This is a genomic window from Pseudonocardia phyllosphaerae (genome assembly GCF_046546475.1).
In the GTDB taxonomy this organism is placed as follows: domain Bacteria; phylum Actinomycetota; class Actinomycetes; order Mycobacteriales; family Pseudonocardiaceae; genus Pseudonocardia; species Pseudonocardia phyllosphaerae.
On the sequence record NZ_JBKGXS010000010.1, the window covers coordinates 66,530 to 86,597 of the forward strand.

Here is a 20,068-nt window from a genome sequence, read left to right on the forward strand (position 1 = left end):
CGAGGCCTGCCGGATGTCGCGTCCTGGCGGGAGGTGTACCCCGCGTCCGGGGCGAAGCCGTAGCGAACTCATAACAGCCTCGAAGCCCTTAATCGCCGCGCCGATATGGGCCCGCCCCGGGTGAACATCCTCACTGACCTCTACAGCGCCGTCTTCGTGCTGCACGAGTTCTCTCTGGTTCGAGAGCCATTCCGCATGAAAGACCCGCTTCTCGGCCTCGAGCACCGGCTCGAACAGAAGCAGTCACTCGAACAGAAGCAGTCATGAGCACTCCGCGAGCGCGGCGACGTCATCTCACGCGGCTACCAGGAACGCTTCGCCGCGGCCCTGCTCGACGGGGTCGTCGGCGCCCGCATCGACGACCTCGACGTCGGCGCCGTCGCCGGGTCCAGCGGCTGCGCCGACGGCTTCGGCGACGCGCTCGACGCGATCCGTGAGCAGGTCTCGGCCGCGTAGCCGGTGGCGGAGGTGCCTGTGCCCGCGTCGCCTTCGGCTGACGGCCCGACCTGGCTGACTGCGTCGTAGGGGTTCGCCGACTCCAGAGCGATACGACACCGGAGTCGCACACTGGACGCTACTGCGCTATCCGCAGTAGTCTGCGATGCGCAAGGAGGTGCGATGGACACCAGCCAGCTGCTCAAAGGCGTTCTCGACCTCGCGGTGCTCGCCGTCCTCGACCGGGCCGACGGCTACGGCTACGAGGTCGTCCGTGCGCTGCGCGAGGCCGGCCTGACCGAGGTCGGTGACGCCTCGGTCTACGGCACTCTCCGGCGGCTCTACGGGGCCGGGCTCCTGACGTCCTACGTGGTTCCGAGCGAGGAGGGGCCCCACCGCAAGTACTACGCGATCAACGAGCCGGGCCGGAAGCGGCTCTGCGAGACGACCGACCGGTGGCGGGCGTTCGCCACCACGATGGAAGGCCTGGTGGGAACGTGAGGATCGACGACACCAACGTCCCCGGGGCCGGTGCGACGACGGCCCGGATCGGTGACCCCGTCACGACGGAGTACCTTGCCGGGCTGCGGAGCGCGCTGGCGGACCTCCCACCGGCGGAGGTCGAGGACATCGTCGAGGAGACGCGTGGCCACCTGGCCGAACTCTCCGAGGACCTGGGGCGGGAGTACTCGCGTCCCGCGGTGCACGAGCGGCTCGGGGCCCCGCACTTCTATGCGGCCGAACTCCGGACCGCAGCCGGATACCCGAGGTCCCGGGAATCGGAGCCACGGCACCGGATCGCTGCCGGGTTCGGTGTGGCCGCGCTGGTCCTCGCGACCGTGGTCCTCGGCGTGGCGGGGCTCCGATCCGCCACAGTCGCAACGTCGACCAAGGTCGGGTTGTGCGTCGCGATCGTGCTCGCGGGAATCGGTGTCCTCTGTGTACGTGCCGATGGGCCCCGGCTTCCGTCGGTGGCCGCGCTCGGCGGCGTCGCCTCGCTGCGCGCCCGGGTCGCGGCCGCCCGGGTCGATGGCGGCGTCGGCGCGTTCGTCGTCTCGTTGCAGCCCGCCTGGTGGGTTCTGCGGGCGCTCGTTGCTGCGGGGATGACCGGGACGTTCGTCGTCGGCACGGGGCCGTCCGGCCTCCTGATGAGCATGCTGCTCGTGCTGTTCACGGTTCCGTTGTCGGTCTGGCTGGGTGGCCGGTCGCGTGCCGATCGCCGGATCCTGTGGGCCGTGGTTCCGCTGAACGCGCTCGCCTCAGGAGTGCTGCTCTCGGTCGTCGTCGAGCTGGCCGGCCCGGACCCGTCCATCGACCCCTATCCCATGTCTCCGGGTGAGGGGACCGGGCTGACTCTCGACGGCTCCACGGTGCAGGACATCCGTCCGTTCGATGCTCGAGGAAGAGCACTGTCCGGGGTCTACCTGTTCGACGAGGCCGGGCGGCCACTCGCCGTCCGCGACATGCCCTGCACCGACGCTCGCTCCGATGCCGAGACCGGATCCGGTGGCGACGTGGTTCCCGAACCCGGGGCCGGTGACCCCCAGGTTGGCGAGCCCGGTCCGTACCCCCGAGGGACGCTGACGACGGACCCGCAGACGGGGCGGTGCATCACCGTGCCGCCGCACCCGATGACCGTCACGATTCCGCAGGCACCCGCCAACCCGGCGCCCCGGTCGGGCGGCTGACGCGGTCCGGGGAGCCGTGGCGGCCTCCGTGTCCTGGCATAACCGGACCTGCGCCCGGCCAGGCCGCTACAACCAGTCGTTGTGCTTGAACGCCAGGTACAGCACCAGCGCCAGCCCGATCATCAGCCCGAAGGCCATCGGGTAGCCGTAGGTCCAGTGCAGCTCCGGCATATGGTCGAAGTTCATGCCGTAGATGGCCGCGATCAGCGACGGCGCGAACAGGATCGCCGCCCAGGACGACACCCGCTTCATCTGCTCGTTCTGGTTGTAGCCGGCCTCGGACAGCCGGGTCATCTCGTCGTTCTGCCGCTGCGCGACCAGCGTCGAGTTGACGGTCAGGATGTTGCCGAGCAGGTCGCGGAAGCCCTCGACGCGCTCCCGGATCCGGGTGGCGTGGTCCATCACGTCGCGCATCGCGCGGCGCAGCTCCAGGTCCGGGGCCTCGCCGCCCTTGGCGAACCGGCCGCGGAGCTCGACGAACAGGTCCTGCAGCGGCTCCACCGCCCGCTGGAACGCGATCACCTCGCGGGTCAGCTGGTAGATGCGCCGGGAGACCTTCGGATCACCCTGGAAGACCTGGACCTCGATCTGGTCGATGTCGTCCTGCAGGCCCTCCAGCACCGGGAAGTAGTCGTCGACGACGCGGTCCAGCACCGCGTAGAGCACCGCCATCGGGCCGTGCGCCAGCAGGTCCGGGTCGGCCTCGAGCCGCTCGCGGATCTCCGACAGCGCCGGCTCCTCGGCGTGCCGGACGGTGATCACGAAGTCCGGGCCGAGGAAGACGTGCACCTCGCCGAGCTGGACGGCCTCGTCGGCGTCGACGTAGCGGGCCGGGCGCAGCACGACGAACTCGGTGTCGCCGTAGCGCTCCAGTTTGGGGCGCTGGTGGGCGTTGACGGTGTCCTCGACGGCCAGCGGGTGCAGCCCGAACTCCGCGGCGAGCCGCTCGATCTCGGCCTTGTCCGGGCGCAGCAGCCCGATCCAGCAGAAGCTGCGCCCCTCGTTCGACGCGGACTCCCCGGACCCTGCAGCGCCGTTCGAGCCTGCCTGCGGCGCCTCCTTCGCGCGGCACTCCTTCAGGGCGGCCAGCGCCCCGTCGATCGACTCCGGCGCCGCGGCGCGCTTCCCGTCGACGTACACCGCGTTGTCGATCACCGACATCTGGTGGGCCTCCTCGTGGTCCGCCTCGATCGCGCCGAACAGTAGTACGCCCGTGTGACGGGCCGACGTCGTGACCTGCGCGGGTGAGCGCCGCCACGGGGACGTCAAGGGCGCGTCAACGCCGGGCGCCGGACCCGTCAAGCCGCCGTCACGGGTGCCGTCACGCGCGCTGCGGCGGCGCACGATTCCGCGGCCCGTCCGGAGATCCCGGCGGGTGCGGGGAAACGAGGAGTCTCACGTGGCCGACCTGGCCTACATCGCGCTGCTGGTGGGGTGCTTCGCCGTGCTGGCACTGGCACTGCGCGGAATGGAGCGGTTGTGATCGCCGACGTCACGGGCGGAGTGCTCGCCCTGCTGGTGCTGATCTACCTGGTCGTCGCGCTGCTGCGCCCGGAGCGGTTCTGATGGCCGGACTCGCGCAGGCGGGCCTGCTCGTCGTCCTGCTCGCGGCCGCGTGGAAGCCGCTGGGCGACTGGATGGCCCGCGTCTACACCGACGAGCGGCACTGGCGGATCGAGCGGGTGCTCTACCGGATCTGCCGGGTCGACGCCGCCACCGGGCAGCGCTGGACCACCTACGCCGCCGGCGTACTCGGGTTCTCCTTCGTCTCGATCGTGCTGCTGTATGTGATGCAGCGCCTGCAGTTCCTGCTGCCGCTCGGCTTCGGCCGCGGCACCGACGGCGCCGACACCGTCTCCCCGGCGATGGCGTTCAACACCGCGGTGTCGTTCGTGACCAACACGAACTGGCAGTCCTACGTCCCCGAGCAGGTCCTCGGGCACACCGTCCAGATGGCCGGGCTGACCGTGCAGAACGTCCTGTCCGCCGCGGTCGGCATGGCGGTCGCGATCGCGCTGGTCCGCGGGTTCGTCGCCACGGGTTCCTCGAACGGCAGCGCATCCTCGACGGGCACCGGTGACGCCGCCGAGGGCCGGATCGGCAACTTCTGGGTCGACCTGACCCGCGGCGTCGTCCGGATCCTGCTGCCGATCGCCGCCGTCGCCGCGGTCGTGCTGGTCGCGACCGGGGTCGTGCAGTCACTGCGCTCCGGGTTCGACGTCGTCGGCGTCGACGGTGCGCGCTCCACGCTGCCGCTGGCGCCGGCGGCGTCGCAGGAGGCGGTCAAGGAGCTCGGCACCAACGGCGGCGGGATCTTCAACGCCAACTCCGCGCACCCGTTCGAGAACCCGACGCCGCTGTCGAACCTGCTGGAGATCTTCCTGCTGCTGGTGATCCCGGTGGCGCTGACCCGCACGTTCGGCGTCATGGTCGGCCGCGTCCGGCAGGGCGTCGTGCTGCTGTCGGTCATGTCCGGGCTGTGGGTGCTGTTCCTGGCCCTGACCTGGTTTGCCGAGCTGCACCCCAACGGGCCCGCCCCGCTCGCCGCGGGTGGCGCGCTGGAGGGCAAGGAGGTCCGGTTCGGCATCCCCGGCTCGTCGCTGTTCGCGGTGTCGACCACCGGCACGTCGACGGGGGCGGTGAACGCCGCGCACGACAGCCTCACCGGCGCGGGCGGCGGTGTCGCCCTGATCAACATGCTGCTCGGGGAGGTCGCGCCCGGCGGCGTCGGCTCCGGGCTCTACGGCATCCTCGTCCTGGCGATCATCGCGGTGTTCCTGGCCGGGCTGATGGTCGGGCGGACCCCGGAGTACCTGGGCAAGAAACTCGGCCGCCGCGAGATCACCTGCGCCGCGGTGTCGATCCTGGTCATGCCCGCGTTCGTGCTGCTCGGCGCGGGATGCGCGATCGTGCTGCCCGGCACCGCCGACGCGCTGGGCAACGACGGCGCGCACGGCTTCTCCGAGGTCCTCTACGCCTGGGCCTCGGCCGCCAACAACAACGGCTCGGCCTTCGCCGGGCTGACCGTGACCGGCGACTTCTTCCAGGCCGGGCTGGGTGTGGCGATGCTGTTCGGCCGGTTCGTGCCGATCCTCGCCGTGCTCGCGCTGGCCGGGTCGCTGGCCGCCCAGCGCCGCGTCCCTGCCGGCGCCGGGACGCTCCCGACCGACGGCGTGCTGTTCGCCGGGCTGGTCGGCGGCACCGTCGTGCTCGTCTCCGCGCTGACGTTCTTCCCCGCGATGGCGCTCGGCCCGATCGCCGAGGCGCTGTCGTGAGTCACGTGACCCAGGAGGACACCGTGTCCGTCACCACAGGACCCTCGTCCGCAGGACCCTCGTCCGCAGGGCCCTCGTCCGCCGGGCCCGCCGCGCCGCAGCCCCCGGACGGCGGGCACACGCCGGTCGCCGCGGGCGCGTTCGCCCCGCGCCAGCTGCTGGCGTCGCTGCCCGACGCGCTGCGCAAGCTCGACCCGCGCGTGCAGGCCCGTAACCCGGTCATGTTCGTCGTCTGGGTCGGATCGGTGCTGGTCACCGTCCTGGCGATCACCGATCCCAGCGTGTTCGCGATCTCCATCGCGGCCTGGCTCTGGTTCACCGTGCTGTTCGCGAACCTGGCCGAGGCGGTCGCCGAGGGGCGCGGCAAGGCCCAGGCCGCGTCGCTGCGGGCGACCCAGCGCGACACGGTCGCCCGCCGGCTCACCGGCCCGGGAGCCGAGGAGCAGGTCCCCGGGTCCGCGCTGACCGTCGGCGACCGGGTGGTCGTCGAGGCGGGGGACACGATCCCCGGCGACGGCGACGTCGTCGAGGGCATCGCCTCGGTCGACGAGTCGGCGATCACCGGCGAGTCCGCGCCGGTGATCCGGGAGGCCGGCGGCGACCGGTGCGCGGTCACCGGCGGCACCACGGTGCTGTCGGACCGGATCGTCGTCGAGATCACGACGAAGCCGGGGGAGTCCTTCGTCGACCGGATGATCTCGCTGGTCGAGGGGGCTGCCCGGCAGAAGACACCGAACGAGATCGCCCTGACCATCCTGCTCGCCGCCCTGACGATCATCTTCCTGCTGGCCGTCGTCGCGATCGCCCCGATGAGTGCCTACGCCGGGCACCAGGTCGGGCTGCTCGTACTCACCGCGCTGCTGGTCTGCCTCATCCCGACCACGATCGGCGCGCTGCTCTCGGCCATCGGCATCGCCGGGATGGACCGGCTGGTGCAGCGCAACGTGCTCGCCACGTCCGGGCGCGCCGTCGAGGCCGCCGGTGACGTCGACACCCTGCTGCTCGACAAGACCGGCACGATCACCTTCGGCAACCGGCGCGCGACCGCGCTGCACCCGGTCGGCGGGACACCCGCGCCGGAGCTGGCCGCAGCGGCGCGGCTGTCCAGCCTGGCCGACCAGACGCCGGAGGGGCGCAGCGTCGTCGAGCTCTGTGCGGCCGAGTTCGGCCTGGCCCCGGAGGCCGACGCGGGGGAGGCCGTCGCCGAGTTCGTGCCCTTCACCGCCCAGACCCGGATGTCGGGCGTCGACCTGAACGGCTCGGTGGTCCGCAAGGGCGCCGCGGCCGCACTGCTGGACTGGGCGCACGTTGACGACCGCGCGGAGGTCGACCGCCTGGTCGGCACCATCTCCGACGACGGCGGCACCCCGCTGGTCGTCGCCACCGCGAGCACCCCGGACGGCGACGGCGCGCGGATCCTCGGCGTCATCGCGCTCTCCGACGTCGTGAAGCCCGGCATGGCGGAGCGGTTCGCCGAGCTGCGGGCCATGGGCATCCGCACCGTCATGATCACCGGTGACAACCCGCGGACCGCCGCGGCGATCGCCGCGCAGGCAGGCGTCGACGACCACCTCGCCGAGGCCTCGCCGGAGGACAAGCTCGCGCTGATCCGGCGCGAGCAGGACGGCGGCCGGCTGGTCGCGATGACCGGCGACGGCACCAACGACGCGCCCGCGCTGGCCCAGGCCGACGTCGGCGTCGCGATGAACACCGGGACGTCCGCGGCCAAGGAGGCCGGGAACATGGTCGACCTGGACTCCGACCCGACGAAGCTGATCGAGATCGTCGAGATCGGCAAGCAGCTGCTGATCACCCGGGGCGCGCTGACCACGTTCTCCGTCGCCAACGACCTGGCGAAGTACTTCGCGATCCTGCCCGCCATGTTCGTGGTGCTCTACCCGTCGCTGGGGGCGCTCAACATCATGGGGCTCGCGACGCCGGAGTCCGCGATCCTCTCGGCGGTGATCTTCAATGCGCTGATCATCGTCGCGCTGATCCCGCTGGCCCTGCGCGGCGTCCGGTACCGGCCTTCCTCGGCGGCCTCGCTGCTGCGCCGCAACCTGCTGATCTACGGCCTCGGCGGCGTCGTCACGCCGTTCGTCGGCATCTTCCTCATCGACCTCGTCGTCCGCCTGATCCCGGGGATCTGATCGACCGTGCTCACCACCCTGCGCCGCCAGACCGCCGTCGGCCTGCGCGTGCTGATCGTCATGACCGTGCTCTGCGGGATCGTCTACCCGCTGGCGATCTGGGGCGTCTCCCGGATCCCCGGCCTGTCCGCGCACGCCGAGGGCTCCGCGCTCACCGCACCCGGAACCTCGCAGGTCGTCGGCTCGTCGCTGATCGGGGTCGACCCGGTCGCCGCGAACCCGGCCGCCGACCCGTGGTTCCACACCCGCCCCGCAGCCACCACCCGCGAGAAGGGCGCGGTGCTCGGCCCGGCCGACACCAGCACGTCGGGCGGGTCGAACAAGGGCGGGTTCGACTCCGGCCTGCTGGCCGCCGTACAGCAGCGCCGCGAGCTCGTCGCCGCCCGCGAGGGCGTCCCGGCGGCCGCCGTCCCGCCCGACGCCGTCACCGCCTCGGCCTCCGGTCTGGACCCGGACATCGGCCCGGACTACGCCGCCCTGCAGACCGCCCGCGTCGCGCGGGTGACCGGCCTGGCCCCGGCCGAGGTGGCGCGGCTGGTCGCCGACCACACCTCCGGGCGGACGCTCGGGTTCCTCGGAGAGCCGCGGGTGCACGTGCCCGAGCTGAACGCGGCGATCGCCGCGGCCCGCCGATGACCGCGTGCTCTACAGTATTGAGAATGGAAACCATTACCAATAAGGCTGTCCCGGACGCGCTGCGGGACGTCCAGGTGCCGGTGACCGTGCTGTCCGGGTTCCTCGGCGCCGGCAAGACCACCCTGCTCAACCACGTCCTCGCCAACCGCGAGGGCCGCCGTGTCGCGGTCATCGTCAACGACATGAGCGAGATCAACATCGACGCGCGGCTGGTCGACGGCCCGCTCCAGCTGGAGCGGGTACCGGAGAAGCTCGTCGAGATGAGCAACGGGTGCATCTGCTGCACCCTGCGCGACGACCTGCTCGCCGGCGTCGCGGAGCTGGCGCGGGGCGGCCGGTTCGACACGATCCTGATCGAGTCGACCGGGATCTCCGAGCCGATGCCGGTGGCCGCGACGTTCGACCTGGACTTCGAGGCCGGGCAGATGCTGTCGCAGGTGGCGCGGCTGGACACGATGGTCAGCGTGATCGACTGCTCCGGGTTCCTCGCGACCCTGGAACGCGCGACGACGCTGGCCCAGGCCGGGATCGGGGTCAACGAGACCGACCACCGCAGCATCGCCGACCTGCTGATCGACCAGGTCGAGTTCGCCGACGTGCTCGTGCTCAACAAGACCGACCTCGTCGAGCCGGACGACCTCGACGACCTGCGCGAGTTCCTGGAGCGGCTCAACCCGCGCGCGCAGCAGATCGTCACCAGCTTCGGCGACGTCGACCTCGGCGCGGTGCTCGACACCGGCCTGTTCGACCACGACGCCGCCGAGCAGGCGCCCGGCTGGCTGCAGGAGCTGCAGGGCACCGAGCACGTCCCGGAGACCCTGGAGTACGGCATCGGGTCCACCGTGTTCCGCGCGTCGCGCCCGTTCCACCCGGAGCGCCTGGCGCGGGCGATCGCCAAGCCGTGGGCCGGGCTGCACCGCGCGAAGGGCTTCTTCTGGCTGGCCAGCCGCCCCGACGTCGTCGGGTTGTGGTCGCAGGCCGGGGTGAACGTGCGGTTCGAGCCGATCGCCCGCTGGGAGCAGTTCCCCGACGACCCGGGCCAGGAGATCGTGCTGATCGGCGTCGGGCTCGACGCCGAGGAGGCCGAGGCTCGGCTGCGCCCGGCCCTGCTCACCGACGCCGAGATGAAGCGCGGCCCGCGGGTGTGGGCGAGCTGGCGCGACCCGTTCGCCGGGTGGGACACCCGCGGCGTCGGCTTCCACGTGACCCCGGCGCGTACCGGGACGTGAGTACGGGGGAGACCGGTGCCGGGGCGGCGGCACCGGACCGGGACTTCTGGCACGAGCAACGGGCCGCGCTGGCCGACCGCTTCGCCGGGCGCGACGAGGCGGTGCGGGCACTGCAGCTGGCGGTGCTGAGCGGCGAGCACGCGTTCCTGTTCGGGCCGCCCGGGACGGCGAAGACCTCGCTGGTCCGAGCGTTCGCGGCGACCCTGCAGGGCAGGCTGTTCGAGCAGACGCTCTCGCGGACCCGCCCGGACGCGGCTGTCCTCGGCCCGCTGGACCTCCCGCTGCTGCGCGACCGGGGCGAGCACCGCCGCGTCGTGGGCGGGTACCTGCTCGACGCCGAGTGGGCCTTCCTCGACGAGATCGGCCACATCTCCCCGGACCTGGGCCACGACCTGCACGCCGCACTCAGCGACCGGGTGCGCCACGAGGTCGCGGGCGGGCGCTGCACCCATCCGATCCCGTTGCGCAGTGCGTTCACCGCGGGCAACACGATCCCCGGCGACGGCGGCACGGGCGAGCCCGACGACGACGCCCGCGCGCTGTGGGACCGGCTGCTCGTCCGGGTCCCCGTCGGCTACCTGTCCCGTGCCGACGCGGCCCGGATGCTCACCGCGTGCCCGGACACGGGCGCGCTGCCGTGGCGCCCGCTCACCGGGCTCGACGCCGACCGGGCCGCCGTCGACGCGGTGACGGTGCCCGGCGCGGTGTGCGAGGAGCTGCTGGGGCTGCGGGACCGGCTGACCGCGGCCGGGGACGTGTTCTCCGACCGGCGCTGGCACGCGTCGCTGCGGCTGGTGCGGGCGACCGCGTGGCTGCGCGGCGCCGCCGAGGCCGGCGCAGCCGACCTCGCCGCGCTGCGGTTCGCGCTGTGGGACCACTCCGAGCAGCGCGACCGGGTGCTGCGGGAGATCGCGCAGGTCAGCGACCCGCTGGAGGCCGAGCGTCTGGACCTGCTCGCCATGGTGCGGCTGCTCACCGAGGTCAGCGGGAGCTACCGGGACCGGCCGTCGACCGCGCGTACGCCGTGGCTGCGCGAGGCCCGGCGCAAGCACCGCGCACTGCGGGAGCGGACCGAGGCGCTGCGGCGCCGCTGGGGCACCCGCGACGACGCCGCCCTCACCGAGATCGTCGACGCGCTGCGCGACGGCGCCGACGCGATCGCCGGCCTCGACGAGCCCGCCCCGGCCGCCGGGCGGTCGCGATGACCGGGGCACTGGAACCGGACTGGCTGGTCGAGGAGCTCTGGCCGCGGTACGCGCCGTCGCTGGTCGCCGGGGTCGCGCGCGTCTGCGGGGTGGACGAGGAACGAGCCGACCCGGCCGCCCGCGACGTGTTCGCCGCGTTGCTGCTGGCCGAGCCGCGGCTCCGTGCCCGCGGCCCCGGACCGGAGCGGCTGCCGCCGTACGCCGCCGCGCTCGGCAGACTGCTCGACGACGCGCAGGTCCGGGCGCTGCGCTCGCTGACCGCAGGTGACGAGGACGCCGCCGCGTCCTGGGTGCCTGCGGTGGCCGCGGAGCTGCTGCGCGGCGGCGAGCCGGCAGGCCCCGGTCCCGGGGGCGGCGACGCGGACGGACGCGGCGACGGCGACAGTACCGGCAGTGGTGACGGCGACGGCGCGCCGGACGGGCGCCCGGTCCGGGACGCGTCGGGCTCGGCGTCGGGCATCGGAGACGAGGCCGGCTCCGGCGCGACGGCGCCCTACGTCGACGTCGTCGGCGCGGGCGGCGCAGGTGCCCCACCGGCGCTGCGGCGCCTGCTCGCGGCCTGCCGGCGCGGGGTGGCCGACCGCACCGGGGTCGCCGCCCGCCGCGGGCCGTCCCGGTCACCGGGCTGCACCCGCGACCCGTCGCAGGTGCAGGCCGCGGCGTGGTCCGCGCTGTGCACACCGGCGACGGAGAGCGCACTGTGGCGGCGCTGGGCCGGTCCGGGGCTGCCCGCGCGGCCGGAGCCGGGACGGCGTCGGAGGGCACCGCTGGTCGTCGTCGTGGACGAGTCGGGGTCGATGGAGCTGCTGCTCGACGGGACCCACACCCGCCGGACGTGGGCGGGCGGCGTCGTCGTCGCCTGCGCGGAGATCGCCCGCGCGGGCCGGCGCCCGCTGGTCTACCTGGGATTCTCCGGGCCGGGACAGTGCCGCACCCACCGGCTGGCGCCGGGCGACGGCCCGGACCGGCTGCGTGAGGTGCTCGCCGGGTTCTACGGCGGCGGCACCGACGTCGCCGAGCCGCTGCGGCGCGCCACCGCGCTCCTCGACGCCGAGGCCGGTGGATCCGGCGGCGGGGCGGACGTGCTGATCGTCGGCGACGGCGAGGCCGACGTGCCGGCCGAGACGGTCACCGCCTGGGAACGGTGCCTGGCGCGCACCGGGAGCCGCTGCTGGGCCGTGCGGATCGGCGGGGCCGAGGAGCCCACCGGCGGGCCGGACCCCACACCGCTGGAGACGCTGGCGCACGGCGTCTGCGATCTGGAGGACTTCGGGCGGGCCGAGCTGGCGGCCCGGTTCCCCGCGCTCGCGCACGCCGCCCGGGGGACGCCGCGGTGAGCACCGATAATGGGTGCGTGCGCACACGCGGCGAGCTGCGGATCCACCTCGGGGCGGCACCCGGGGTGGGCAAGACCTTCGCCATGCTCGGCGAGGCGCACCGGCGGCTCGGGCGGGGCGCCGACGTCGTCGCCGGGGTGGTCGAGACCCACGGCCGCGACCGCACCGCCGCGCTGCTCGACGGCATCGAGGTGCTGCCCCGCCGGCGCGTCGAGCACGGCGGTACCGAGCTCGACGAGCTCGACGTCGACGCCGTCCTCGCCCGGCGACCGCAGGTCGTGCTGATCGACGAGCTCGCGCACACCAACGCGCCCGGCTCCCGGCACGAGAAGCGCTGGCAGGACGTCGAGGAGATCCTCGATGCCGGCATCGACGTCCTCACCACCGTCAACGTGCAGCATTTGGAGTCACTCGGCGACGTCGTCGCGACGATCACCGGGGCCCGCCAGCGCGAGACCGTGCCCGACGAGGTGGTGCGCCGCGCCGAGCAGCTCGAGCTCGTCGACATCACCCCAGAGGCGCTGCGGCGCAGGCTCGCGCACGGCAACGTCTACCCGGCCGAGCGGATCGACGCCGCGCTCGCGCACTACTTCCGGGTGCCGAACCTGGTCGCGCTGCGCGAGCTGGCGCTGCTGTGGGTGGCCGACGAGGTCGACGTCGCGCTGCGCCGCTACCGCACCGACGAGAAGGTCACCGCGGTCTGGGAGACCCGGGAGCGGGTCGTCGTCGCGCTGACCGGCGGGCCGGAGTCGGAGACCGTGCTGCGCCGGGCCGCGCGGATCGCGAACCGGGCCGGGGGAGCGGACCTGCTCGCGGTGCACGTGCTGCGCGGCGACGGGCTCGCCTCGGCGTCGGTACGCGGGGTGGACCGGCTGCGGACGCTGGCCGCGGACCTGGGCGCGACGTTCCACACCGCCGTCGGCGACGGGGGCGCCGACGCCGTCACCACGGCGCTGCTGGACTTCGCCCGCGGCGTCAACGCCACCCAGCTGGTGCTCGGCACGTCGCGGCGGTCGCGGTTCGCGCGGCTGTTCGACCCCGGGATCGGCGCGCGGGTGCTGCAGGAGTCCGGCCCGATCGACGTCCACATGGTCACCCACGACTCGGCAGGGCGGGCGCTGCAGCTGCCGTCGCTGCGCGGCGGGCTCCCGGCGTCGCGGCAGGCGACCGGCTGGGTGATCGCGGTGCTCGGGCCCGCCGCCGCCACCGGGCTCGGGGTGCTGCTGACCTCGTGGGTGGACCTGTCCACCGACGTCGTCCTCTACTTCCTGGCCACCGTGCTCGCCGCGCTCGCCGGCGGGCTCGGCCCGGCACTGCTGGCCGCGCTGCTCGGCGGGCTGCTGCTGAACTTCTTCCTGTCCCCGCCGCTGTACTCGCTGGCGATCGCCAACGTCGGCAACGTGCTCACGGTGGCGACGATGCTGCTGACCGGCGTGCTCGTCGCCCTGGTCGTGGACCGGGCCGCGCGGCGCGCGGAGCAGGCGGCCCGGGCGCGGGCGGAGGCGGCGCTGCTGGCGTCGTTCGCGCGGACCGTGCTGACCCGCGCCGACGCGCTGCCGCGGCTGCTCACCCAGGTCCGGGAGACGTTCGGGCTGAGCGGCACCGCACTGCTCGAACGCCGGGACGACGGCGGGTGGGAGCGGGTCGCGCAGTCGGGCACGCCGGACTGCGCGCGGCCCGGGCAGGCCGACGTCGACGTCGTCGTGACCGACGGGCTGCATCTGGTCGGGACCGGCCGCGCGCTGCCGGCGGCGGACCGGCGGCTGCTGGAGACCGTCGGCGGGCAGGCGCTGCTGGCGCTGCGCAGCGAGCGCGCCGAGGCCGGCGCCGCCGACGCCGAGCGCCGCGCCGCGGTGAACGAGACCCGCGGCGCGCTGCTCTCGGCCGTCGGCCACGACCTGCGCACCCCGCTGACCTCGATCAAGGCCGCGGCGGGGAGCCTGCGCGACCCGCTGCTGCGGCTGTCCGGGATCGACCGCGCGGACCTGCTGGCGACCGTCGAGGAGTCCGCGGACCGGCTGACCGGGCTGGTGGACAACCTGCTGGACTCCTCCCGCCTCGCGGCGGGGGCGGTGACGCCGCTGCTGGCCCCCGTCGGGTACGACGAGGTGGCCGCGATGGCGCTGGCGAACATCGACATCCCCGGCGGCGGGCAGGCCGCCCGACGGGTGCGGGTGGACATCGACGAGGAGGTACCCGACGTGCTGGCCGACGCGGGCCTGCTGGAGCGGGTGGTGGCGAACGTGGTGGACAACGCGCTGCGGCACGGCGGCCAGGGCTCCGGCCCCGGCCCAGAGCCGGTGACGCTGCGGGCGAGCAGCCACGCCGACCGGGTGGAGCTGAGGGTCGTCGACCACGGGCCCGGGGTGCCGCGCGACCGGCAGGACGAGCTGTTCGCCGCGTTCCAGCGCCTCGGCGACCGCGACGCCGTGAGCGGGCTCGGGCTGGGGCTGTCGGTGGCGCGCGGGCTGACCGCGGTGATGGACGGGACGCTGAGCGCGGAGGACACCCCCGGCGGCGGGCTGACCGTCGTGGTGTCGCTGCCCGCCGCCACGGCCGGCCTCGACACGGAGCCGGCGCGATGAGCGGCCAGGCCACGGCCCCGGGGACGCGGGTGCTCGTCATCGACGACGACGCGCAGATCCTGCGGGCGCTACGGATCAACCTGAGCGCGCACGGCTACACCGTGCTCGTCGCGGACGGGGGTGCGGCGGCGCTGCGGGTGGCCGCGGACGGGCACCCGGACGTCGTCGTGCTGGACCTGGGGCTGCCCGACCTCGACGGCGCCGAGGTCATCGAGGGGCTGCGCGGCTGGAGCACCGTCCCGGTGATCGTGCTGTCGGCGCGCACCGACTCCGGGGACAAGGTCCGCGCCCTCGACGCCGGTGCTGACGACTACGTCACCAAGCCGTTCGGGATGGCCGAGCTGCTGGCCCGGCTGCGTGCCGCCGTGCGCCGCTCGGCGGTCTCCGCCGTCGACGGCGAGGCCGTGCTCACCACGCCGGACTTCACCGTGGACCTGGCGGCCAAGACCGTCGTGCGCAGCGACGGCACCGACGTGCACCTCACGCCGACGGAGTGGGGGATCCTCGAGCTGCTGGTGCGCCACCGCGGCAAGCTCGTCGACCAGAAACGCCTGCTCCGGGAGGTGTGGGGTCCGCAGTACGGCACCGAGACCCACTACCTGCGCGTCTACATGGCGCAGCTGCGGCGGAAGCTGGAGCCGGCCCCGTCCCGGCCCCGCTATCTGATCACCGAGGCCGGGATGGGGTATCGGTTCGAGGGCTGAGCGGGCCGGCCGGGGCGAGCTGGTGCTCGCGGACGCCGAGGGCTGCGATCACGACATTGGTGACACGCAGAGTTCGCAGCCGACCGGCGACGCCGTTCTACGGCGTCGGACGTACGCCGGGTGTGGCCTCGAGTATGGCTGACAGCAGGCCCGGAAATCGGTGCTGGAGATCATCAGCGCGGAGATGGCTCGGTCGCGTCCGACCCACGACTCTGGTGGTGACCACACCGGCCTCGCGCAGCGCATGAAGGTGGTGGGAGACCGTTGAAGCATTGACCGGCACGTCGAGCGCGGCGCAGGTCGACTCACCCACGCGGTGCAGCTCACGGACGATGGCGAGGCGTACCGGGTCGGCGAGGGCAGCCAGCACGGAGCTCACATCGATGCCGTCGAGATCCGGCTGAGGCAGTTCGGTCGTCTGGTCGTTCACGGTGAGATCGTACAGCCATCTTCAAACTATACAATCATCATCGTATAGTTCGACTATGATCACAGTTTTGAGAGTCTGGCGCGGGGTCTGGTTGCTGGCACTGGGGACCTTCGTCGTGGGCACCGATGCGCACTCGGTCGCCGGCCTGCTGCCGGAGATGGCGGCGTCGCTGCACTCCTCGGTGGGGGTGGTCGGACAATCGGTAACAGTTTTCGCCATCGCCTACGCTGTGCTGTCTCCGACACTGACAGTCCTGTTGTCCAGGCTCGGACAGCACCGCGTACTGGCGATCGCTCTGGTCCTGTTCGCGGCGGGAAACCTTCTGACAGCGGTCGCGTCGACCATGTGGGTGCTTCTGGCGGGCAGGGTGGTCGCTGCCGCCGGTGCGGCGCTGTTCACCCCCACCGCTGGGGCCATTGCGGTCGGGCTCGTAGGGACTGAGCGGCGCGGCACAGCACTGGCGATCATCACTGCCGGAGCGTCCAGTGCACTGGTTCTGGGGGCGCCCGCGGGGGCGGCTGTCGCGGCGGTGTCGAGTTGGAGGCTCACGCTGTGCGTCATCGCGGGGCTCGGGTTGCTGGTTCTTCCGGCGCTCCGCTTCGCTTCGAGCCGGAACGACGGGGGGCATCAGCCACTGGCCCAGCGATTCTCGGCCCTCCGCATCCCGGGGGTGCCGGCCACGCTCGGTGTGACGTTCTTGGCGTTTGCCGGAGTGTTCATCCCGTACACGTATCTGAGCCAGGCATACAGCCCGCTGATCGCCGTGGTTCCCGGCGGGATCAGTGTCGTCCTGCTGATGTTCGGGCTGACTTCGGTCGCCGGTGCCCTGTCCTCGGGTCCGCTGGCCGACCGGGTCTCGGCGCGGTGGATGGTCGTCGCCGCAACCGCAGCGCTCGCGACGGTCAACGCGGCGGCAATTGCCGGACGCGAAGCGCCGGCCGTCCTCACTGCGACGCTCCTGGCCGCCGGCTACCTGTCCTGGTCGATCCTCGCTCCTCAGCAACAGCAACTCGTGACCCTCGCCCCGAGCCACGCCGCCGTACTCATCTCGTTCAACGCCGCTGCCGGCTATCTCGGAATCGGCCTGTCCGGCATGGTCGGCGGGGTTGCGCTGAACGTGCTGGGTCCGAGCCGGTTCACTCTCGCGGCGTGCGTACTTCTCCTGGCGGCCGCCATGTGGCGAGCGCTGCCCGTCAAGCAGGACCGCACGACGGCGGCCTGAGCTGGGTGCGTGTCATCGGGCGCTTGTCTTCGCTTCGAGCCGGGGCCCGACGGCCGGTCACGCCCTCACCTGCACTCCATTTCCGGAAGAGCCGGATTTCGGCGTGCGGAGGTCGGTGAGGCCGGCTGCGGCTATCGATTTTGCTTCGGCGAAGGGGTGGAGTACCTGCTGGTAGCTGGCTACCACGACGGCGCCATCCAGGAGCAGCATCCACGTGCTCGCCATCGACTTGGCGCGCTCGGCTCCCGCATGTCGGCTCAGGAGCTCGGCGATGTAGTCGGTCACCGCCGACTTGTGCGCCGCAGCGCGGGCATGGACCGGATCAGCCGGGTCGGCTATCTCTGCCATGGTGTTGATGAAGGCGCATCCTCTGAAGTGGGTGCTCTCGGCGCGTTCGGCAACCGCATCGAAGACGGCCAATGGTTCATTGCCGAGCTCGGCGACGCGTTCGCGCAGCCAGGTGCGGTACTCGCTGTCGTAGTCGTCGAGCATCGCCGCGACCAGGTCGTCCTTGCTCCCGAAGTGTCGGTAGAAGGAGGCCCTGCCGACCCCGGACTCGGCGAGCAGTCGCTCCAGTCCGACGGCTCGGATGCCCTCGGCATAGAACAGATCCCTGGCCGTTGCCAGGAGTCGGTGCCGTGCCTTGACCGCCATGACACCAGCGTAGCGCCGGTTGACCTTAGATGGAACCAGTCGGTACCGTCATTGAGACGGAACCGATCGGTTCCGTTTGGGTCGGAAGGTGAGGACGCCATGGACCGCACTGACCAGCAGGGCGCACGTCAGGCCAAGCGTCTTCCTCCGGGGGTGTTCGTCTTGGCGCTGGGGGTGTTCGTCATCGGCACCGGGGAGTTCGTCCTGGCCGGTCTCATCCCGCTCCTGGCCGCTGACTTCGACCTGACCTATGGCGCAGCGGGGCAGGTCGTGACGGTCTTCGCGCTCACGTGCGCGGTTGCCGCTCCGGTCACGACCACGGTGACCGCTCGCTGGCCGCGCAAGCGTGTGCTGTTGACCGCGGGAGTGGTGTACCTCCTCGGTGCCGCGGTCACGGCCTTGGCGCCGAGTTTCGGGCTCATGCTTGCGGGGCAGGTGGTGGCCGCGGTGGGTACGGGGATGTTCATTCCGAACGCCTCGGTGGCCGCTGCGGGGCTCGTGGCAAGAGAGGCCGGTGGGCGTGCGATCGCGGCGGTCGTCACCGGCTTCACTCTTGCCGTAGCTTTCGGAGCAGCGGCAGGAACGGCCATCGGTGCGGTGTACGGCTGGCGGATCACCATGTGGCTGGCCGCCGGCGTCGCGCTGCTCGGCGTGGTCGGCATCGCATCGCTGATCCCCTCCACGGTCGGCGGAACCGGGAGCGGCGGCCTGCGAGAGCGGCTGGCCCCGCTGCGCGATCGTCGCGTGCAGGCGCTGCTGGCCACCACACTGGTTGCGTTTACCGCCGTGTACATCCCCTACACCTACATCGGGGCGATCTTCACCCCAGCGACCGGCGGCGACGGCGTCCGGCTCGGACTCCTGATGACCACACTCGGAGTGGCCGGCGCCGTGGGCAACCTCGTCGCCGGGCGTCTGGTCGACCGCCATGGGGGCTCGACGGTCGTGCTCGGTGCGCTCCTGTGGTTGATCCTCAGCTTCGCGGCCATCGCGGCCGCTCACACCGCGTACGGCTGGTCGATTGCCGCGATCGGCTTCTACGGTGTCGCAGCATTCGCCATCACCACACCCCAACAACACCGCCTCATCTCCCACGTGCCGGAGAAGGCTCATGTCATGCTTTCGCTGAACCAGGCGATCCTCTATCTCGCCATCGGCACCTCGGGGATCGTCGGTGCAGCTGGGATCGACATCGTCGGCGCGGGCAATGTGATCTGGATAGCGGCAGTTCTGGCGATCATCGCCATCGCGCTTTCCGTGCTGGGGCGCCCGAAACTCGAAAATACGCGGAATTCCGACGCCGCCGCTCCAGTCTGCCCTGCATCTGAGGCGAATCGGCACGACGAATAGGCGATGGGTCGGCTGTGCGCGCGGGGTCGCGGGAGGTGCAGGAACTCGAGCCCGATGCGATCCCTCCGAACGGCACCCGGCACCTGGTCCAGATCCGGGTGCTGTGAACCCGGTCCGGTCCCGGCAGGCGCTGCCGAGACCGGACCGGGTTCGTCCTACGAGGTCAGCGGCCGAAGTCCTGGGTCCAGTACCCGCCGGACTCGCCGACGCCGATCGTGGTCAGCGAGCAGTCGAGGATGTTGCGGCGGTGGCCCTCGGAGTTCATCCAGTCCTTGACGACCGTGGCCGCGTCGGGCTGGCCCTGGGCGACGTTCTCCGCCCCCGGGGACGGGTAGCCGGCCGCGGTGATGCGGTCGGCGAAGCTGCGCCCATCGGCGCTGTCGTGCGACAGCGTCCCGGTCCGGGCCATCTCGTCGCTGTGGCCCTGAGCGGCCTTGTCGAGCCGGGCGTCGGGCGTCAGGTTGCCGCAGCCGGCGATCTTGCGCTGTGCGTTGGTCAGGGTGACGACCTCGGCGAGCCTGCCGGGGAGGTCACCGGCCTTCGGGGCCTGTCCGGTCTTCTCCGGAGCGGTCTGCTCCTGAGCGGCCTTCTTCGGGGCGGCCTCCTCCGGGGCGCCGGGGAGCGGCTCGGCCGTGGGGAGCGCGGCCGAGACGTCGCCGGTGAGCGTGTCCGATGAGCTGGTGGAGGCAGCGGCGGAGGCGTGGGCCGAGGCCGCCGGGTCGGGGGAGGCGCCGGCGAGGCCCGCCAGCGGCGAGAGCGCGAGCAGGACGGCGCCTGCCCCCACTCCACCGACGACGTAGCCACGGATACGACCGGCGCGGGAACTGTGTTGTCGAGTCACGGGCGGGTAACGTACGCATACCGTGAGTAGCAGCAGTGATTCGCCCGTTCGGCTCACCGCGTGGGTCCGAGGGCAGGTACAGGGTGTCGGGTTCCGCTGGTGGACCCGTTCGCGCGCACTGGAACTCGGACTGACCGGGCAGGCCCGCAACATGCCGGACGGCCGCGTGGCCGTGACTGCGGAGGGTGATCGCGACGCCTGTGAGTGGCTGCTGGAGCTGCTGCGTGGCGACGGCACGCCCGGCCGCGTCGACGCCGTCTCGGAGCAGTGGGCTGCGCCGTCCGGAGCATTTTCCGGCTTCGTCGAAGCCTGAGCGGCTCCGGCGAC

General features: G+C 72.6%; 18 protein-coding genes. 14 read left to right on the forward strand and 4 right to left on the reverse strand.

All coding sequences use genetic code 11. The features are described from left to right. The first annotated feature begins 618 nt into the window (after nt 1-618). Both ACLE50_RS19225 and ACLE50_RS19230 read left to right on the forward strand, forming a co-directional pair. Nucleotides 619-936, forward strand: coding sequence for a PadR family transcriptional regulator (locus ACLE50_RS19225; RefSeq protein WP_410944973.1), 318 nt, complete (start codon nt 619-621; stop codon nt 934-936). Further along, nucleotides 933-2,123, forward strand: coding sequence for a DUF1700 domain-containing protein (locus tag ACLE50_RS19230; RefSeq protein WP_410944974.1), 1,191 nt, complete (start codon nt 933-935; stop codon nt 2,121-2,123). The genes ACLE50_RS19225 and ACLE50_RS19230 overlap by 4 nt, the downstream gene beginning before the upstream one ends. Nucleotides 2,124-2,189: 66 nt before the next feature. Here the strand turns inward: ACLE50_RS19230 and corA are convergent, their stop codons facing one another. After that, nucleotides 2,190-3,284, reverse strand: a complete 1,095-nt coding sequence (corA, locus tag ACLE50_RS19235; protein ID WP_410944975.1) for a magnesium/cobalt transporter CorA — start codon at nt 3,282-3,284, stop codon at nt 2,190-2,192. A gap of 273 nt (nt 3,285-3,557) precedes the next feature. Here corA and kdpF point away from each other — a divergent pair, with 273 nt between their 5' ends. The 9 genes from kdpF (at nt 3,558) to ACLE50_RS19280 (ending at nt 15,244) form a co-directional block, all read left to right on the forward strand. Further along, complete coding sequence (gene kdpF / locus ACLE50_RS19240) at nt 3,558-3,689, forward strand: K(+)-transporting ATPase subunit F (protein ID WP_410944976.1); 132 nt, start codon at nt 3,558-3,560, stop codon at nt 3,687-3,689. Next, nucleotides 3,689-5,398, forward strand: coding sequence for a potassium-transporting ATPase subunit KdpA (kdpA, locus tag ACLE50_RS19245; protein WP_410944977.1), 1,710 nt, complete (start codon nt 3,689-3,691; stop codon nt 5,396-5,398). The genes kdpF and kdpA overlap by 1 nt, the downstream gene beginning before the upstream one ends. Nucleotides 5,399-5,553: 155 nt before the next feature. Then, nucleotides 5,554-7,548 carry a potassium-transporting ATPase subunit KdpB gene (kdpB, locus tag ACLE50_RS19250; protein ID WP_410945091.1) on the forward strand — a complete coding sequence of 665 codons (1,995 nt, stop codon included), beginning with the start codon at nt 5,554-5,556 and terminating at the stop codon, nt 7,546-7,548. 6 nt (nt 7,549-7,554) lie between these two features. Further along, nucleotides 7,555-8,184, forward strand: a complete 630-nt coding sequence (locus tag ACLE50_RS19255; RefSeq protein WP_410944978.1) for a potassium-transporting ATPase subunit C — start codon at nt 7,555-7,557, stop codon at nt 8,182-8,184. 23 nt (nt 8,185-8,207) lie between these two features. Next, nucleotides 8,208-9,413 carry a GTP-binding protein gene (locus tag ACLE50_RS19260; RefSeq protein WP_410944979.1) on the forward strand — a complete coding sequence of 402 codons (1,206 nt, stop codon included), beginning with the start codon at nt 8,208-8,210 and terminating at the stop codon, nt 9,411-9,413. Beyond that, entirely contained in the window at nt 9,410-10,618 is a 1,209-nt protein-coding gene (locus ACLE50_RS19265; protein WP_410944980.1) for an AAA family ATPase, read from the forward strand. Before ACLE50_RS19260 ends, ACLE50_RS19265 begins: the two co-directional genes overlap by 4 nt. Beyond that, nucleotides 10,615-11,955, forward strand: coding sequence for a vWA domain-containing protein (locus ACLE50_RS19270; RefSeq protein ID WP_410944981.1), 1,341 nt, complete (start codon nt 10,615-10,617; stop codon nt 11,953-11,955). The genes ACLE50_RS19265 and ACLE50_RS19270 overlap by 4 nt, the downstream gene beginning before the upstream one ends. 17 nt (nt 11,956-11,972) lie before the next feature. Further along, entirely contained in the window at nt 11,973-14,540 is a 2,568-nt protein-coding gene (locus ACLE50_RS19275) for a DUF4118 domain-containing protein (RefSeq protein WP_410944982.1), read from the forward strand. After that, a complete protein-coding gene (locus ACLE50_RS19280; protein ID WP_410944983.1) occupies nt 14,537-15,244 on the forward strand; it encodes a response regulator in 708 nt (235 codons plus the stop codon). The genes ACLE50_RS19275 and ACLE50_RS19280 overlap by 4 nt, the downstream gene beginning before the upstream one ends. 97 nt (nt 15,245-15,341) lie before the next feature. Here the strand turns inward: ACLE50_RS19280 and ACLE50_RS19285 are convergent, their stop codons facing one another. Next, nucleotides 15,342-15,674: an ArsR/SmtB family transcription factor gene (locus ACLE50_RS19285; protein ID WP_410944984.1), complete on the reverse strand. Its 333-nt coding sequence runs from the start codon at nt 15,672-15,674 to the stop codon at nt 15,342-15,344. A gap of 55 nt (nt 15,675-15,729) precedes the next feature. Between ACLE50_RS19285 and ACLE50_RS19290 the strand changes: the two genes are divergently transcribed. Next, a complete protein-coding gene (locus ACLE50_RS19290) occupies nt 15,730-16,896 on the forward strand; it encodes an MFS transporter (protein ID WP_410944985.1) in 1,167 nt (388 codons plus the stop codon). Nucleotides 16,897-16,953: 57 nt separating this feature from the next. On the opposite strand, the gene ACLE50_RS19295 is transcribed toward ACLE50_RS19290, so the two are convergent. Further along, a complete protein-coding gene (locus ACLE50_RS19295; protein WP_410944986.1) occupies nt 16,954-17,550 on the reverse strand; it encodes a TetR/AcrR family transcriptional regulator in 597 nt (198 codons plus the stop codon). A 99-nt stretch (nt 17,551-17,649) separates the two neighbouring features. On the opposite strand from ACLE50_RS19295, the gene ACLE50_RS19300 reads away from it, so the two are divergent. Beyond that, on the forward strand, nt 17,650-18,900 hold the full coding sequence (locus tag ACLE50_RS19300; protein WP_410944987.1) for an MFS transporter: 1,251 nt from the start codon (nt 17,650-17,652) through the stop codon (nt 18,898-18,900). A 163-nt stretch (nt 18,901-19,063) separates the two neighbouring features. Here the strand turns inward: ACLE50_RS19300 and ACLE50_RS19305 are convergent, their stop codons facing one another. Continuing rightward, the gene (locus ACLE50_RS19305; RefSeq protein WP_410944988.1) at nt 19,064-19,741 is read right to left on the reverse strand and encodes a CAP domain-containing protein; all 678 of its coding nucleotides are present in this window, start codon (nt 19,739-19,741) and stop codon (nt 19,064-19,066) included. 22 nt (nt 19,742-19,763) lie between these two features. Between ACLE50_RS19305 and ACLE50_RS19310 the strand changes: the two genes are divergently transcribed. Next, nucleotides 19,764-20,054: an acylphosphatase gene (locus tag ACLE50_RS19310; protein WP_410944989.1), complete on the forward strand. Its 291-nt coding sequence runs from the start codon at nt 19,764-19,766 to the stop codon at nt 20,052-20,054. Nucleotides 20,055-20,068 lie beyond the last annotated feature (14 nt).